Genomic DNA, 15,904 nt, shown 5'->3' on the forward strand with positions numbered 1-15,904 from the left:
GCTAACACGATGGGTATCCACACCGCGGTCATAATGATTCCGTTGATAGCACTTGTGCTTTGTTGCGCGTCGGTTTCGTTAAAGCCATAAGCGGCCAGTAACCACAGTGGAATCGCACCGCCAATCGTAAAACCAATTTTGAAGAAGAGCCCCATAATCGCATTAATGATTGCGGCATTACGCTTGCCCGATTTTAATTCGCCATAGGCAATAACTTCTGGAACAAGCGCCCACATGAAGCCGGTAGCCGAGGTTAAGCCCCATTGTTTAATGAATGTTGCGACGTAAGCAAGCCACAGGGCATCATGCATGCCTTCGCGTGACCACACGTAGGTCAGCAATTCCCCCACAATAAACATGCCGAGGAAAAGATGGAAGAAGCCTTTTTTACCGAAGATTTTCTTCAGTCTGGACCAGAAAATAGGGAAGATGATGCCGGGAATTGAGGCGATAAGACCAATAGCCCCCATCCATTCAGAATGGCCGACAACAAACTGATTGAAAAAGCCATTCACCGTGTTCATGAAAAACATGAAGGTAAAGGCTAACATGAAAAATAAACCGAGAATGACGAGAGGTCGGTTATTCTTGAGCTCAAGGAATAAATCTGTCGCTTTTACGTTAGCCGTCTGTTCTGCTGTCGCGACAACACGTTCTTTGGTGAATTTATAGCAGAAATAAAGTGCTGCCGCACCGATTAACATATAAATTGAGTAAACGCCAAACCACGCATAGTTAGCTGATGGATCGGTATAGTTACCCATATTGAGCTTCAGGCCAAAAAAACCAGTATCCTTGAGGCTGCGATCTTTTGGTGAAACCATCTGTACAAACATGGGAAACAGGGTATAGACAAGCAGATTGGCACTGTTTGCCAGCATCATGCGCGTACTTGTCAGTTTATCAATTGATTCAGGGTCCCTGGTTAATGAGGCATTAAGAGACCCATAAGGAATATTCACTAATGAATACACTAAATCCAGCGCCAGATAAATGATAAACGCAAAAGGAACCGAACCTCTTATTCCAGGAATGGGTGCAAAAAGCAACGCGGAGAGAATGACGAGTGGAATCCCGGCTCTTAAAAGCCAGGGGCGATATTTGCCAGCGCTTGAACTTCTTTTGTCAACGTAGGTACCGACCATCGGATCCCAGAAAACATTAATAATGCGGACAAACAAGAATATAAATCCCGCTGTGGCGGTGCTGATTGTATTTACCGTCAACATGTGAAGAGCAAGAAAACCACCTATTGTACCAAAAACAAGATTTTGCGCAAAATCACCCATCCCATAACCAATACGTTCTTCGCGAGTTAATTTATGATATTCATCATGTCGACTTTGCATTATGTTTTTGTTCATTCTAATCAAGTCTCCGAATTCTTTTGTGAAAGTGAAATACTTTCTGACACAGATGGCTTGGGAGAATCCATTACGTTTTTACATTAATTAATTATGTTTTTTTACTTCTGTGATCATCGAAACTAAGGCTTTCCACAAGCCATGTATCTGGCGTGTTGATGAGTCATCCTAAAGCCTTACTCACAGCAACAGCACCGCTAAAAAACAGGGGCTTATTGGATTATTGTCAGCTGAACTTCACAGGAAAATACAGAGTATTGTAACTATCAATGGTTTGACTATATGGCTATATTATTTGCAAAATGGTTCGCCTTGGTACGCTTTTTAATTTCTGCTTTAAATAATGTAATTGAGCAACCCACCAGGAAAATAAAGAGTAAGTCCAACGTATGTCTTTTTCGCTTCCTGGATTATGGCGTTTATTATGTCCGTTTATTTCGATTAACCTGGCAGAGTCTGTTTTGAAGGACCAAAAACAGCCAACCTGCGGACTTTTCGCCACTATAATCCGGATGAGATAGTAGCGGGAAAATTGAGGCCAATCACGCAACACTTGCGGGCACTCTTTCCACCACATCATCGCCAGGTTTGTCGAAAGAGGCCCACAAGGTCGGGGAGGGCGAGATAATCGGCCATGGATGAGATGCCGGGCCAGCAGAGCGCGCGCTTTCGTCCTTAGTGACGATGCCACCTTGCTGGCTTCTTGACTGAAGTCAGGCACGTGGGTTTCAACGTCCCGGATATCGCGGGCTCACTCTTGTCTGCGAGATGAAAAGTGAAGTTGCCTGCTGTCATAACACTCGCCTTAGCGGTTATCGCTCTGGGCGCGAACATTGTTCAGCCCGCTGGTATTAATACGGTAGGGCTGACCGTTGACGGATTTGATCAGCTTTTTGGTTTTGAGTTTTTTGAAGACGGCGAGCGTGCAGTCGGCGAGCAGAAGCCCTTCGCGGCTGTAGCATTCAACGGAAGTGACGCGGCCAGACGCATCGCGAACGTGCGCAATCCGTCCACCTTTGGCGAGAACGTGTAAGGTTCGTTGTTCCTGACGGGATAAATTCATACTGGAAAGCCTGTTTAATCATCATGTGCAAAACGTGCAAACACACAACGGTGTCCGCATTCGGTTTCAGCGCATTGATAACCAGTCCGGCCTGAGAAGGTCGGGAAGCTGATTATCGGATGATGACATTCTCCAGCATCAAAGCCTCGGGTTGAGTAGAAAGGTATTTACGCCGTGAAGGATAACACTTGTTTGTTGATCAGTGAGTGGCGAGGGCTGAAAAGTGTGATCCGCATAAACGAGCCTGACGCCTCAGCGTTGATACCAGCCCGCTACTACTTCTGCCAGATCGTCTTCAACCGTATAGAAATAACAGGCCGGGATCTTCAGCACTTCTGCCAGCCGACAGGCCAGCGCGAAGTCAGGAGTGTGGATGCCGCGTTCATACTGGTTCATCCGCGCACTCGCCGTCGCCTCATCAATACCCGCGAGGATACCCAGTTTTTGTTGGGAAAGTCCCGTTCTGAGGCGTGCTTCTTTTAAACGGTGCGGCAGCATGATGATCCTGAAAGACTGGAAACAGAATCACGATTCTGGTAGCTGTTAGTTGAAAATGTACTAAGTATTACTTAGTGTTGTGATGAGAATATGAATGACTTCACTAACGCGAAGGAATGAATGAGATGAACAGAACTGATATGCATCCGGCTGATATCATTGCGCAATTAAAAAAGCGCAACCTGTCGCTGGCGGCGGTGTCCCGCCAGGCGGGGCTGAGCTCGTCAACGTTGGCCAACACGCTGTCCCGCCCCTGGCCGAAGGGGGAGTTTTTAATTGCGCAGGCGCTGGGTATCGACCCCGCGGAAATATGGCCGAGCCGCTACTTCGATAGGGAGGGCAACCCGATCGACAGAAAGAAACTGATTCGTGACAGGAGTGAATAATCCGTTTTTGACGGCAGGAGCGGATACCTGTCCGCTCTGCCGGCTTTTAGTCATCGTTTAGCCAATCCGACCTGTCCGCAGCGCCGGTTCATTTTTCTCATTTGTTCATGTTTTTCCTCGGGATATCCCTGCCGGTGGCTCTGGTATTATTTATGATTTCAAAAAAGACGCGCGCGAATGCCCTGAAATAGCAGATGCATCGCTATTCTGCAAAACTGAGATGGCGATTGATGTTAGCAGCTGAATTTAACGGACATATAGCCATCCGGGTGTTTAAGTGGGTAAAATAAAAAACATAAACCTTGCTATAATAATTTCTCTATGTCTTAATGACGTCATCGGTTTGGTACACAGACCTTATGAAAGCAGTTTTAGTAAAGCAGTCCTCAGTTCAAGAGCTATCCACAGATACCCTTCTTCATGAGCCTCCTCCTAAGTGCCAAATAAGTATCTCTAAATACAGGCCATCATCGCCGCGTTGAGTGGCTCATTAATTAAGGAAGTATTTATGTCTAATAAAATGACTGGTTTAGTAAAATGGTTTAACGCAGATAAAGGTTTTGGCTTTATTACTCCGAACGACGGCAGTAAAGATGTATTCGTACATTTCTCTGCTATCCAGAGTGACAACTTCAAGACCCTTGATGAAGGCCAGCAGGTTTCCTTCACCATTGAAAATGGCGCGAAAGGCCCGGCAGCTGGAAATGTTACTCCGCTGTAAGCCACGCGACTTATCCGCGACGCTTACAATAGCGATGAAGGCGATAGCCCGAGCAGATAAGCGCTGCTGATAGTAAAATGAACCCGCCCTGTGCGGGTTTTTTGTTGCCTGCAGTTTGCCGAATTCAAGTTCACTCTCCTGCCAATAGATGTCAGGGATGCTGTAAAAGTGCAACATAAGAGTGCGATGAAAAATGCCTGGCAAAAATAAACGGCGCTGATGCGCCGTCATGATGATATTGGTTAATCGCGCGTTTGCACCCAGAATGCGTGAATCAGACCAGGGATATAACCCAGCAATGTCAGTACAATATTCAGAATAAATGCCCAGCCGAATCCTTTACCCAGTAATACGCCAAGCGGCGGCAAAATAATCGTTAAAACAATTCTCCAGAACCCCATATACACTCCCTATAAAATCAACGTTGCACAGGTGACGTTATCTTTAAGCATAGTAATTTTAACTGAGACTGCCAGTTTGCCGGCCCTGTGGATTTTGCGCTCATATCATCGATTATCCGCTTTCCCCCATTTTCCTGATGCGCTCAAAGATCGCCCGGGATGCCTTCGCCAGTTTGATTTCGGCTGACTAAGAAAAATAAACAAGGAGAACTGCCGTCATGTTTTATCTGCCACAGGTAATGAAAATAACGATCTTGACCGGCGCTAGGCTGATGGCGTCCACCTCATTGTGGGCGGCTGAGTACTGGATTGATGTCCGTATCCCCGACCAGTTTCAGGAAATACACGTTGAAGGGGCGGTGAATATTCCCCTGAAACAGCTGGATAGGCGCATTGGCGAAGTGGCAAAAGACAAAAATGACACGCTGCACCTGTACTGCAATACCGGGAACCAGTCTCGCAAAGCAGAAAAATGCTGCAAAGTATGGGATATCAGAACGCCGTCAACGAAGGCGGGCTGAAGGATGTCGAGAAAACGTAGAAGATGGTGAAATAATCCGCTGGCCTTAAAATGGTCTGCCGGGCAGGGCAACCGCGCGGCAGCAGGCATTATGCTGCTGCCGGCGGCATCGGTCAGTTCAGTACCGAGGTGGGTTTCCCCGCTTTTGCTCGCTCGGGTGGGGTGTTACGCCAGAGCGTGTCATAGCGATAACCCGTCAGATCTTCAACCACATGGCGCGCTTCAGGTGTGACGTCTTGCTGAAGGCCGTTCGCCTTCAGGCGTTCAACTTCATCGACAAAAATCTTGTGCGTACGTTTGTTCAGATGGAAGGTCAGCGCCTGCCACAGCGCAATCAGCAGCAGGATGGCGGTGCCGGCAAACAGCAGCGTTGCGATGGTATTAATCGCTTCCTGAGGCTGAGTCTGGCTCCCTTTCACGAAGCCGCCGCTTTGCAACAGCAGGCCCACGGCAAAGGTGGCGATCGCGACCGTCGTTTTACGCGAGAACGTCATTACCGCAGCAAACAGGCCCTCGCGACGCTGGCGGGTAATCATTTCGTCAATATCGGGAATAAACGGGAAGACGTTCCACGGTGTAAACTCCAGCACGCAGCGGCCGACCTGATAGATGCCCGCAATGATCACCAGTAGCATGACTTTGTTGTCGGTCGGGAACTGATACACCAGGAAGAACCCGCCGAGACACAGCAGCATCAGGCTATAGGCGAAGACATAGAGGCGAGAGGGCCCATACTTAATGATCGCCACGCCCGCTGCCAGCGTAACCGGCAGCCCGACAATACTCATCGACAGCAGCGTACCCGCCAGTGAGGATGAGACGTTCAGGCAGTAGACACAGAAAAAGACGAACACGGTGTTGTAGACGTCCTTCGCCGTAAAGGAAAAGAGATAAATCGCCAGGTGCTTACGGAACGCCCGTACCTTGAGGGTAGAGGCATATTCCTTAAACAGGTTGCCAAAGGCGACAAGCTTCTCGGCCGCCGTTGTGGACTTACGATCTTTTTCTATTTCAGCCAGCATGTCCGGTGTCAGCTCGCGTTCCCAGGTCACTTTCCACGAGATAAAGACGCAGACCATGAACATCACGGCAAACACCACGCCGTTGATCAGATAGGCATCCGCATTGTTTTCACCCAGTGCGCCAATCAGCAGGCCGGGGATAAAGGTTGCAAGAAAGGTCCCGGATGCCGAAAGGAACATACGACATGTGGAAAGTTTGGTTCGGCTATTAAAATCTTTGGTCATTTCGGAAGGCAGCGTTTCCCACGGGATCAGCACCATGGCGGCAATGATCTCAAAGGCCAGATACACCGCGAGATAGAACCAGTAGTTCATACCGTTCAGCCACAGCAGGGTATAAACCAGCATAAGCGGTGCGCCGATCAGCAGGAAAAACCGCCGCCGACCAAATTTCTTACCCAAATAGTTTTTATAGAAATGATCCGTGAAGCTGCCCATAAACAGGCTGACGATGGCATCAACGATACGGGCGATCGCGACAATCGATGCTGCTTCAATCGGCGACAGGCCGACAAAGGTGGTATAGAAGAAAAGCAGCCATGCGCCAATCACGGTAAATGCGCCGCCACCCATAATATCCGTCAGACCGTAGCCGATACTGACGGGGATGGTCACTTTTCTGTTCTTACGAGTCATAGTTTATCCCTGTCTCTGCCGGTTCAAAAACGAAAATAACGACGGGCGTTGTCCACGCAAATACCACGGATCATGGTGTCGAGGATGGCGCGATCTTCCGGCACTTCACCTTTCTCTACCCAGCCGCCAACCAGGTCACAGAGGATCCGGCGGAAATAATCATGTCGGGTGTAGGAGACGAAGCTGCGAGAATCGGTCAGCATGCCGATAAAGTTGGCCAGCAGCCCCTGATCGGCCAGCGTATTGAGCTGGTTAACCATGCCGCGTCGGGTATCGTTAAACCACCATCCGGAACCGAACTGCAGCGGAGATTTCATACCATCCTCGCCGCTCTGAAAGTTGGCGAGGGTAGAGGCGACCACATCGTTATAGCTGGCATTGAGGTTATAAAGAATGGTTTTCGGTAGACCGTCATTTTCTACCATGGCGTTAAGCAGCGCGTTCAGGCTCTGGGCAAGGTGAGTTTGATCGCCAATAGAGTCAAAGCCGCAGTTGATGCCGACTTTGTTGAACATGGTCGTGTTGTTGTTACGAATGGCGCCAAAGTGAATCTGCATTGCCCAGTCGCGCTGCTTGTACATTTTGGCCAGCGCGACAAAAATCATACTTTCCCAGGCTTGAAGAGCGTGCTCATCCAGCGCCTCTCCAGCCAGCCTGCGCTGAAACAGCGCGGTCTGTCCGGCCTCATCAAGCGGGCAAAAACGGATCGCCAGCGGGCCGTGGTCTGACACGCGACAGCCCGTGCTGTGGAAAAAATCAATGCGCGCTTCGAGAGCAGCCAGGAACTGATCCAGTGAGGTTATCGTCCGCTGGGTTTTCTGCGCCAGTCCAGAGACAAACGTCAGGAAGCGTTCGGGGCTGGTGTCAAACAGCTCGTCAGGCCGAAATGTTGGCAAAACACGAGGAGAAAAATCGCCTTTTGCTGCCAGCAGCCGATGGTACTCCAGATCGTCGAGCGGCCCATCGGTCGTGCACAACACTTCAACGTTTGAACGGCGGATGAGCGCCTGGGGTAAAAAGTCGTCGTGGCGTAATTGCGCATTACACTGCGGCATAATATCGCGCCAGTTTTTGCTATTAAGCGTTTCGTCGATAGCAAAATAATGTTTCAGCTCAAGGTGGGTCCAGTGATAAAGAGGATTGCCAAAACTGGCTTCGACAGTTTGTGCCCAGGCTTCAAATTTTTCTTCGGCACAAGCATTGCCGGTAATTTTTTGTTCAGATATTCCATTGGCCCGCATTGCCCGCCATTTGTAATGATCGCCCTCCAGCCAGAGCTGAGTAATATCCGTGAACGGTTTGTTTTCCCAAATGGCTCTGGCATCAAGATGACAGTGGTAATCAATAATCGGTAACGCTTTTGCTACCTCAGAATACAGCCGCTGACCTGGCGCATTGTTTATCATGAAGCTGTTTTTTATCAGTGACATATCTACTCCGTACACGATATCGCTTTTACTACGCATCCCCAGTGTTAAGCCGGGGCCGGTGTATGACGGGAACATAATAGCGTTGAGGGTAAGCTCCCCTTTCATTAAATGTCTACTACCATACAAGAATCGATGGTAAAATTGTGACTTAACGCATGTATTTCGTCAGCGATATTCAGGCCGCAAAATAAAAGCCCGCGATGAATTTAATGGCTGAAAATAAAGTCGTGTTATAGATGATGATAACTTTAAACGGAATTTGTTATTTTTTTACAAGATAAAAACAATTAACGGCAACAGAGATAATCAAGATCATGCTTCGCCCGTGCGTCTTTTTATCGTGTTGTCACGCTTTTTTAACGAGGTGGTTGATCAAACGGTAGTTACTGCATATGCTATAAAATACTAGTATGGCACAACAAATAAGCATGCAGAGATGCAACGATTAAGGCGGATACAAAATGCAGATGACAATGCGCTGGTTTGGACCACAGGAAGACAAAATCCCACTGGAATATATCCGGCAGGTGCCGGGTGTGGAAGGTGTTGTCGGGGCACTGTATGACGTTGCTCCCGGAGAAGTCTGGCCAGTCGAAAAGATTAAGGCTCTGGTTGACCAGGCCCATGCTGCGGGCTTGACAATGGAAGTGATTGAAAGCGTCAACATTCATGATGACATCAAAATAGGTACCCCGGCGCGCGATCGCTACATCGAAAACTATAAACAGACGATCCGCAATCTGGCCGACTTTGGCGTCAAGGTTATCTGCTATAACTTCATGCCGGTCTTTGACTGGATGAAGACCGACATGAACTACGTCCTGCCGGACGGTTCGCTGACGATGGCCTTCGAAAAAAGCGGCATCGATAAAAGTCTGGAAGAGGTCGTCAAGGAGGTACTCGATAGCGCCAACGGTTTTGCGTTACCGGGATGGGAGCCCGAGCGGCTGGTTAAAGTGCAGGAACTGTTCGCCCGTTATAGCGGTGTCGATGATAATAAACTGCGGGAAAATCTGTTTTATTTCCTCAGAGAAATTATCCCGGTGTGCGAGGAAGTGGGGGTGAAAATGGCGATTCACCCGGACGATCCGCCGTACTCTATTTTTGGCCTCCCGCGGGTGGTGAAAAACCGGGATGATCTGACGAAGATTTGCGATGCCGTGGATTCTCCGGCGAATGGCATCACGCTGTGCACCGGGTCGATTGCAGAAGATCCGGATAATAACGTCTATGAAATTCTTGCCGAATTTACGCGTCGCAAGCGTCTCCATTTTGCCCATGTGCGTAACATTAAGCTAATTAAGGATAAAGATTTCTACGAATCCGCGCATCCGTCGCAGTATGGCTCGCTGGATATGTATCGCGTCATGCAGGCTCTCCATGATAACGGTTTTGACGGCTATATTCGCCCGGATCACGGCCGGTTTATCTGGGGCGAAACCGGTCGTCCCGGATACGGTCTTTACGATCGTGCGCTGGGAGTGACTTACCTGCTGGGACTGTGGGAAGCGCTGGAGAAGAAAGCGCAATAAATCCGTCCGCCGGAGGCCATCGGTCTCCGGCGGCGTGTCTTTTGCCATCGTGAAAACGGGCGTCTTGCCTACGGAATAGTGGTCGGATCGCGTCCCTCGTCGCTGGCGCAGAATCACCGTGCCGGAGACACTGGGCGCGGTTATCGCCAGCCTCTTGCCGCCGCTCGCTTGAGCATGGAGCGCACCACCAGGCGATGGAATGGAGCAATCAATGTGATATAAAGCTTCCCGGTTCGGTTATGGCAGTGCACTACGGAAGCCAGTACCACCTCTTTTTGATTCGTCTGCGTCTCGTGGCGCCGACGAACCAACACGGCGACCCTGAAATCGAGATGGCTGTCATTGGTGCCGACGATCACCTCGTTGTCCTCTACAGCGAGCACCGGGAAAAAATCGATATGGGGCGTGCCGTCTGCGACCAGTTTTGCGCGCATCTGAGTGGAGGTCTGGATCCCGAAGGGCCTGACCATAAGATCCCGGCAGGCCAGCAGCCATCTGAACCAGCGCGGCGGCCTCGCCAGCACCTGATGAGCCAGAGTATTGATATCAGAAGATGTATCAGGGGGCAGGGTGATGGCGAAAGCATCCGCAAGCTCCGGGGAAGTAAAGAGATTTACGATCCGGCTTTCTCCGGGTAACGGCACGGTACGAATGGTTTGCAAGGCAATCCCTCGACAGTCGGTGGGGAGAATGGCGGCGCGCCATCATAGAATATGATGGCGCGCCGTTGTTCTATTGTTTCACGAAAAAGATATGCGAGGCAGTTTCGGCAGTTTACCGACGTACGGCTATGTTACGTACGCTGATTGTGCTGTTTTGCGTGATTGCCGGTACCACCGCGTGTCGCGGCGAGAGATCAGAACAGAGCAAAACGATACTCGATGATGACCTCGGAAGAGAGTGAGTTGGCCCGGATAGAGTGACCATCGTTCAGCACCGGTGTTTTTCCGTTCATGCGATAGGACCATCCAGGCCCGAACATCGCCCATACGGTCAGGTTTTTCAGCTTCGGATGCGTTGGTACCCAGCGGCTAAAAGCGTTGATTTCACCCGTACGCACGTGGTTGCCCTTGTAGTTGAACTGCGCAATGTTGCCCGCCAGGCCTACCGCCAGCTCTGGCGTCAGGTTGTAGTCGGAAATATTCGCCAGCACCAGCTCTCCGTCGCGCATGTAGTCGTTGCCAGCGTAGGCCATCGAAATAAAGGTACCGCGTGAGTTTTTGCTCATATGTCGGGGGAAAAAGCCGATTTCATGGGCTTTTTCGGCATCGGTATAGCCCAGCCCCCACTTCGTACTCCAGTTGTCCGCCTGCCATTTCACATCAATCGCATAATGCCGGGCATCGCTGTCGAAATCACGCTTGTTGGCCGGCATCGCTTTATATTCATCCAAAGCCTGCGTGGCATAAATTTGCGTACCGATATTCAACTGCTTCAGCGGTTTGAATTGAGTGAACAGCACATGGCGGCGCAGGTAGTTATCGCTTTCACCATAGCCGTACTGTAGATTCAGCCGTTCGTTCTGCCACAGTATATCGCCGCTGGCGATATGGTTGAGGTACCGTCCGGTGTTGGTCTGGAAGCGCTTCTTATCCGGCGAGTTACGATCCATCGAGCTTTCGATATAGGCGCTACGCAGGGTCACGTCATTGTAGTTGATGCCGCCGGTCCAGCCGAGATAGGTGGTGGGCGACAGACGGGTAGAGGTAGAGATGACGCCAACGTTTTTAATCATCTGCCAGCCCCAGCGGGCGTTCAGATTGAGATCGGCGAGTTGATATTTCAGCTTCATGTTGCGCTGACCAAACTTAGAAAAACCCTCCGCATTGCTCTTTTTATTACCGGTCCCATCATTGTAGAGCACACCACGTGAGTTAAAATAATCACTGGCACCCAGCTTGATGGCACCATAATAAATCGCATCGAAGCCAATGATATCGGCGAAATAACCTGACTGGTAATCCACTGCAACGCCCTGACCCCAGGCGTTGTGTACTTTCTTTGGTTCTGTCTCTTCTTCCTTGAGGTATTTCCAGTAGTTTTTAAGCGACAGCGTCATATGTGACTGGCTAAAAAAAGGATCGGCAAATACCGTATCGACCATATCTGCTTGCGGAACGCTATTTGCTGACCAGGCGCTGGCAGGAAGTGTCAGCAGCAGCATAGTAATAATATTATTTTTCATTATAAACCCCGAAGCGAGATGCTGAGAGCCAGCTGGGGCTGGCTTCAATAGTCATCTGTAATAATATAATTAAGCAATCAGTTATTTTTATTGAGGGTCTGCTTGCCAGCTTCGATATATTTCATTGTGCCGATTTCCGGAACCGAATATATGCCATTTTTATAAACAATTTTCACCACGGCAGCGTTGGCCAGCGGTTTATTTTTCGCCGTATCATGGGTCAGGTCGGAAATCATAATTTGCATCGACGTACCGGACGAAATAGCGAGGATATTTTTGTCGCCATGGGCTCTGGCATTTTCAACAATGGTATGCAATGCCGCCTGAGTACGACGCTTCACCTGCTGATAGTTTTCCGCCATGCCTTGCGGGTCGGCGGCGGCCAGTGCGTTCTGGCTTTCGTTCACCGGCAGGGTGCCCGCTTTCATTTTGCTGAACAGGGCGGCGCTGTCTTTTAATCCCAGCTGTTTTGCACCGGCCGCTGCCATATCCTTGTTAAAGCCGCCCTCAAAGCCGCCAAAGAAAGCTTCACGCAGGCCTGGCAACTCGATCAGATGATAATCGTTGATTCCGGCCTGTTTCAGAATCACGGCCATAGTTTCTCGCTGTCGCCCGGCATCGCTGGAATAAAAACGATCGAACTTCACCCCTTTTAAACCTTCGCCGAGATAGCGGGCAACGCGGATACCGTCTTCAGTCAGCGGAGAATCGGCCCATCCCTGTACGCGGTCGAAGGTATTTAATAGCGTTTTCCCGTGTCGGGCAAAATAGATATTAATGCTGCCATCGTCTTTCATTTCTGCTGCTGAACAGGTTGCTGCGCTGGCGAACATGATGATTACGGTTAGCCATTTTTTCATATTGTTATCCTTTTTATTATGTTAAAGCAAAAAAAAACCTACGTCAGCGACTCTGGTCGGGCATATTTATGCGATGCCGCCGGAGTATGTGACGTAGGTTTTGCCTGTGTTGAAAACAGTAACAATCCAGTAGTGCCGACCTTATCATGTTGGCGATGGAAAAACAGGTAGAATTCGTTTTTATATTAATAAATGTGATCGTTCGCAAGCCTTTTGGTTTGTTACCAATAACATTTTAACCCTCCAGGCATTGTCTGGAAATAATATAGTAAATTCTCAAGTGGTAGGTATTTGGCTTCAGGTGGAATATCATTTTAATACCCTCTATTTTTGTAGGGAGTGATCTGGCGTTATTGATCGTAGTCACATAATAAACCTGCCACCTCTGGATTATCCTGTTGATACGGGGTATTTTTCAATTGTCCTGGGATTGTAACGGAATAACGGCAAAACCTAAGAGACCTGGCGCAAGTCAATTTGCGTGCAGGTTTCTTAGGTTTTTTTTTGTGCCAGACAAATATCTTGATGCTAACTAAGGAGTCATCGTGAAAATCAACATCCTCGCCGCCTCTCTGCTCACCGTGCTGGCCGCCTCGATCCAGGCGGCGGAAAAACCGCTCAGAATCCTGCTGGTTAACGACGATGGCTGCCAGTCGGTTGGCACAACGTCGTTGCAGGAAAAGCTGGCCGCCAAAGGGTATGACGTGTGGATGGTGGCGCCCGCCACCAACCAGAGCGGCATCGGCTCAGCGATAACCTTCAAACCGGGTAAAACGTTCGACGTGAAGAAAGTAGCCGACAAACGCTACTGCTTCCCGGGCACCCCGGCGGATGCCGTGGATTTTGGCCTGTGGGGTGTGATGAAAGAGGCGGCGCCGGATCTGGTTATTTCTGGGGTGAATGATGGGCCAAATACCGGCATGGCTCAGGTGAATTCGGGCACCGTCAGCGCGGCTGTCCGCGCGCTGCGTTACGGTTTCCCGGCTATCGCGGCCAGCATCGGTTATCGCTTCACGGAAGAGGAAATGAAAAACAAATGGCCGAGCACGCATAAATACTGGCCAGATTCTGTGGATTACGTGGTGACGGTGGTGGATAAACTGAACGCGACGCGCCAGCCAGGCGTGGCACTGCTGCCGAAAGGCTCCGGGCTGAGTATCAACTATCCACCGCTGCCAGCCGCTGAAATTAAAGGCGTCCACTATATCGACAATCAGCAGTTTCCAACGCCGCAGATCGGCTATGAACTGCAGGCGGACGGTACGGCGAAGCAGACAATGAATCCGGCATCGCTGGAACCGACGACAGAAGATAACGACAGCGGCTGGCTGAACAAGGGTTATATCACTTACACCTTGCTCGATGGTTCGTGGAATGCGCCGCAGTTCCAGGTGCAATATGAGAACTTACTGGGCCGTTAATATGGTGCTGAAATAATAAAAGCGGGTGCTGTTCTGGCACTCGTCTGGTAGCCGGCTGACATCGATTTCCGCGTCGGCCGGTATAGTCACCTCAGCCTGTATGCCGCCGGAGGAACAATGTGATAGCCGCGGGCGGTGATCATACCGCCGATCATCGGGGTAGCGATGGGGCTCATCACCTCCGATCCTGATCCCATGTGACTCCCGGTACGGCGACCACATCGATTCCGTGCAATGACCTTCATCCTGCCCTTGCCCAAACAGATGCCGTAAACGTTGAAAGCCTGGCAAAACCAGGCTTTCGGATGCATCAGTGCGGGACACTGGGATTACTCTTCGAAGTACCAATAGCCCTGATTCATCAGGCGGACGAGTTCCGCCACAAATGCCGGATTCTGTAGCGCATCGCCCAGCGCATCCTGACCCACAGTGGTATACTGGCACAGAACATCCAGCGCATTAACGTCGGTTATTTCCAGTTGTTCGCTGTTAACAAAGAAGCTGTCGCCGATATGCAGAACCCGTAGTCCGCTCAGGCGGCACAGCTTTTCCCCCCCCTTCAGCGCATCCACAACCTCTTCTGCAGTATACGGTGGCTCGGCTGGGGCAATGTCCAGCTCATGGCGCGGGGTGGTCGCAAAGCGGCCGAACCACTGCGTAAAGTCGGCCGGCTGGTTAATCATGTCGATCATCATCGACCGCAGGCGTGCGAGCTCATACTCTTCTACGCGACCGGGATGCTCACGACAGGTGAGGTCCGGATCGCTGTAGTGCTCGCCGCCGAGATCGTTTTCCAGCGCGTAATCGGCAAAGCTGCTGATGAGATCGCGACCATTAGGACCACGGAAGCCGACGGAGTAGTTCAGCGCGGTTTCGTGAGTAACACCATCGTGCGGGAATCCCGGTGGGATATAAAGGATATCGCCTGGCGCCAGATCTTCATCAATGATTGGCGGGAAAGGATCAACATGCAGCAGCGCCGGGTGCGGACAGAACTGGCGCATCGGCAGTTTATCACCCACACGCCAGCGACGACTGCCCATTCCCTGGATAATAAAGACGTCGTACTGGTCGATATGCGGGCCAACGCCGCCACCGGGGACGGAGAAGGAGATCATCAGGTCGTCAAGGCGCCAGTCTGGCAGAACGCGGAAGGGACGTACCAACTCGGCAGCCGGCATATGCCAGTGGTTCACCGCCTGTGCCAGCAGAGACCAGCCGGTCTCGCCCAGACCGTCAAAATGTTCAAACGGCCCGTTGCTGGCCTGCCAACGATCGTTAACCAGGCTCACCAGGCGACTGTCGACTTCGGGTTCCATGGCCAGGCCGGCCAGTTCATCCGGCGTAATCGGATCGACGAAGTCCGGGAAAGCATTCTTTAATACCACCGGCTGCTTTTGCCAGTACTTCTCTAAAAATTCGGGCCAGTTGATGTTCAGTTGATAAGCCATAGGGTCACACCAGTAATGTAGAAACGGGCCTGATTATAGAAAGGTGTCGGCCAGCGGCGCTTTGTCATGAGTCAAGACAGCCGCTTAATTCGCCATCCGCGATGGCGCACTGTGAGGGGGTTAAAGAAAGAGAGGGGAAAAATACCGATAGCGAATAGCACTCGCTCTTTTTTACTCCTACCGTGATTTGGCCTTGTTGATGCTGTAAGCCGCGTGGATACTGGATTTCTTTGCGTTAAGGCCACGAGGTGAAATACGCGAAAGTTCAAATAATGAGCGCTTGATAAGTTTTTTGTATTTTAAGGCTTGCCATGCAAACAAAACTCCCTATAATGCGCTCCCACTGACACGGCGAATGTGAACGAGTTCACAGATTAAGCCGGGTTAGCAGAGAGAAACTTCTGAAAAATGAAG

14 protein-coding genes and 3 pseudogenes are annotated in these 15,904 nt (G+C 50.4%); 6 read left to right on the plus strand and 11 right to left on the minus strand.

The genetic code is table 11. The features are described from left to right. Positions 1 to 1,349, minus strand: a 1,349-nt coding sequence (locus ACZAHD_RS16305; protein WP_462457701.1) for an MFS transporter, incomplete at its 3' end; no start/stop codon positions are given. 427 nt (positions 1,350 to 1,776) lie between these two features. Here ACZAHD_RS16305 and ACZAHD_RS16310 point away from each other — a divergent pair. After that, a pseudogene (locus ACZAHD_RS16310) lies at positions 1,777 to 1,923 on the plus strand (xylose isomerase); the annotation flags it as partial. 246 nt (positions 1,924 to 2,169) lie between these two features. On the opposite strand, the gene ACZAHD_RS16315 reads toward ACZAHD_RS16310, so the two are convergent. Both ACZAHD_RS16315 and ACZAHD_RS16320 read right to left on the minus strand, forming a co-directional pair. Then, positions 2,170 to 2,427: a YjhX family toxin gene (locus ACZAHD_RS16315; RefSeq protein ID WP_462457702.1), complete on the minus strand. Its 258-nt coding sequence runs from the start codon at positions 2,425 to 2,427 to the stop codon at positions 2,170 to 2,172. 252 nt (positions 2,428 to 2,679) lie between these two features. After that, complete coding sequence (locus ACZAHD_RS16320) at positions 2,680 to 2,925, minus strand: helix-turn-helix transcriptional regulator (protein ID WP_032689680.1); 246 nt, start codon at positions 2,923 to 2,925, stop codon at positions 2,680 to 2,682. A 125-nt stretch (positions 2,926 to 3,050) separates the two neighbouring features. Between ACZAHD_RS16320 and ACZAHD_RS16325 the strand changes: the two genes are divergently transcribed. Beyond that, the gene (locus ACZAHD_RS16325; RefSeq protein WP_462457703.1) at positions 3,051 to 3,311 is read left to right on the plus strand and encodes a helix-turn-helix domain-containing protein; all 261 of its coding nucleotides are present in this window, start codon (positions 3,051 to 3,053) and stop codon (positions 3,309 to 3,311) included. 508 nt (positions 3,312 to 3,819) lie between these two features. After that, positions 3,820 to 4,032, plus strand: a complete 213-nt coding sequence (gene cspE, locus ACZAHD_RS16330; protein ID WP_007720208.1) for a transcription antiterminator/RNA stability regulator CspE — start codon at positions 3,820 to 3,822, stop codon at positions 4,030 to 4,032. A 242-nt stretch (positions 4,033 to 4,274) separates the two neighbouring features. On the opposite strand, the gene ACZAHD_RS16335 is transcribed toward cspE, so the two are convergent. Next, positions 4,275 to 4,433 (minus strand): YqaE/Pmp3 family membrane protein, encoded by a 159-nt coding sequence (locus tag ACZAHD_RS16335; protein ID WP_015585265.1) that lies wholly within the window; start codon positions 4,431 to 4,433, stop codon positions 4,275 to 4,277. A gap of 218 nt (positions 4,434 to 4,651) precedes the next feature. On the opposite strand from ACZAHD_RS16335, the pseudogene pspE reads away from it, so the two are divergent. Beyond that, a pseudogene (gene pspE, locus ACZAHD_RS16340) lies at positions 4,652 to 4,974 on the plus strand (thiosulfate sulfurtransferase PspE). A 92-nt stretch (positions 4,975 to 5,066) separates the two neighbouring features. Here pspE and ACZAHD_RS16345 read toward each other — a convergent pair. Continuing rightward, positions 5,067 to 6,611, minus strand: a complete 1,545-nt coding sequence (locus tag ACZAHD_RS16345) for an MFS transporter (RefSeq protein ID WP_462457704.1) — start codon at positions 6,609 to 6,611, stop codon at positions 5,067 to 5,069. A 23-nt stretch (positions 6,612 to 6,634) separates the two neighbouring features. Further along, on the minus strand, positions 6,635 to 8,041 hold the full coding sequence (gene uxaC, locus ACZAHD_RS16350) for a glucuronate isomerase (RefSeq protein ID WP_462457705.1): 1,407 nt from the start codon (positions 8,039 to 8,041) through the stop codon (positions 6,635 to 6,637). Positions 8,042 to 8,502: 461 nt separating this feature from the next. Between uxaC and uxuA the strand changes: the two genes are divergently transcribed. Then, on the plus strand, positions 8,503 to 9,573 hold the full coding sequence (gene uxuA, locus ACZAHD_RS16355; RefSeq protein ID WP_462457706.1) for a mannonate dehydratase: 1,071 nt from the start codon (positions 8,503 to 8,505) through the stop codon (positions 9,571 to 9,573). A 140-nt stretch (positions 9,574 to 9,713) separates the two neighbouring features. Here uxuA and ACZAHD_RS16360 read toward each other — a convergent pair whose 3' ends face one another. The 3 genes from ACZAHD_RS16360 to ACZAHD_RS16370 all read right to left on the minus strand — a co-directional run bounded on the left by ACZAHD_RS16360 (position 9,714) and on the right by ACZAHD_RS16370 (position 12,618). Continuing rightward, entirely contained in the window at positions 9,714 to 10,235 is a 522-nt protein-coding gene (locus ACZAHD_RS16360) for a DUF2867 domain-containing protein (protein ID WP_462457707.1), read from the minus strand. A gap of 194 nt (positions 10,236 to 10,429) precedes the next feature. After that, positions 10,430 to 11,758 (minus strand): OprD family outer membrane porin, encoded by a 1,329-nt coding sequence (locus ACZAHD_RS16365; RefSeq protein ID WP_462457708.1) that lies wholly within the window; start codon positions 11,756 to 11,758, stop codon positions 10,430 to 10,432. Between the two features lie 77 nt (positions 11,759 to 11,835). Then, positions 11,836 to 12,618, minus strand: a complete 783-nt coding sequence (locus ACZAHD_RS16370) for a histidine phosphatase family protein (RefSeq protein ID WP_462457709.1) — start codon at positions 12,616 to 12,618, stop codon at positions 11,836 to 11,838. Positions 12,619 to 13,163: 545 nt separating this feature from the next. On the opposite strand from ACZAHD_RS16370, the gene surE reads away from it, so the two are divergent. Next, positions 13,164 to 14,039 carry a 5'/3'-nucleotidase SurE gene (gene surE, locus ACZAHD_RS16375; RefSeq protein ID WP_462457710.1) on the plus strand — a complete coding sequence of 292 codons (876 nt, stop codon included), beginning with the start codon at positions 13,164 to 13,166 and terminating at the stop codon, positions 14,037 to 14,039. Positions 14,040 to 14,125: 86 nt separating this feature from the next. Here the strand turns inward: surE and ACZAHD_RS16380 are convergent. Next, positions 14,126 to 14,233, minus strand: a pseudogene (locus ACZAHD_RS16380) (hypothetical protein); the annotation flags it as partial. A 135-nt stretch (positions 14,234 to 14,368) separates the two neighbouring features. Further along, on the minus strand, positions 14,369 to 15,490 hold the full coding sequence (locus ACZAHD_RS16385; protein WP_462457711.1) for a ribosomal protein uL16 3-hydroxylase: 1,122 nt from the start codon (positions 15,488 to 15,490) through the stop codon (positions 14,369 to 14,371). Positions 15,491 to 15,904: the final 414 nt, after the last annotated feature.

The sequence above is a fragment of the Raoultella sp. genome (assembly GCF_039594335.1).
Taxonomy (GTDB): domain Bacteria; phylum Pseudomonadota; class Gammaproteobacteria; order Enterobacterales; family Enterobacteriaceae; genus Klebsiella.

Excerpts from the sequence above, each read along its gene's own strand:
- uxaC (WP_462457705.1), bottom strand. The coding sequence starts at position 8,041 with ATGTCACTGATAAAAAACAGCTTCATGATAAACAATGCGCCAGGTCAG.
- ACZAHD_RS16365 (WP_462457708.1), bottom strand. The coding sequence starts at position 11,758 with ATGAAAAATAATATTATTACTATGCTGCTGCTGACACTTCCTGCCAGC.
- ACZAHD_RS16335 (WP_015585265.1), bottom strand. The coding sequence starts at position 4,433 with ATGGGGTTCTGGAGAATTGTTTTAACGATTATTTTGCCGCCGCTTGGC.
- ACZAHD_RS16345 (WP_462457704.1), bottom strand. The coding sequence starts at position 6,611 with ATGACTCGTAAGAACAGAAAAGTGACCATCCCCGTCAGTATCGGCTAC.
- ACZAHD_RS16320 (WP_032689680.1), bottom strand. The coding sequence starts at position 2,925 with ATGCTGCCGCACCGTTTAAAAGAAGCACGCCTCAGAACGGGACTTTCC.
- ACZAHD_RS16325 (WP_462457703.1), top strand. The coding sequence starts at position 3,051 with ATGAACAGAACTGATATGCATCCGGCTGATATCATTGCGCAATTAAAA.
- cspE (WP_007720208.1), top strand. The coding sequence starts at position 3,820 with ATGTCTAATAAAATGACTGGTTTAGTAAAATGGTTTAACGCAGATAAA.
- ACZAHD_RS16385 (WP_462457711.1), bottom strand. The coding sequence starts at position 15,490 with ATGGCTTATCAACTGAACATCAACTGGCCCGAATTTTTAGAGAAGTAC.
- uxuA (WP_462457706.1), top strand. The coding sequence starts at position 8,503 with ATGCAGATGACAATGCGCTGGTTTGGACCACAGGAAGACAAAATCCCA.
- ACZAHD_RS16370 (WP_462457709.1), bottom strand. The coding sequence starts at position 12,618 with ATGAAAAAATGGCTAACCGTAATCATCATGTTCGCCAGCGCAGCAACC.
- ACZAHD_RS16315 (WP_462457702.1), bottom strand. The coding sequence starts at position 2,427 with ATGAATTTATCCCGTCAGGAACAACGAACCTTACACGTTCTCGCCAAA.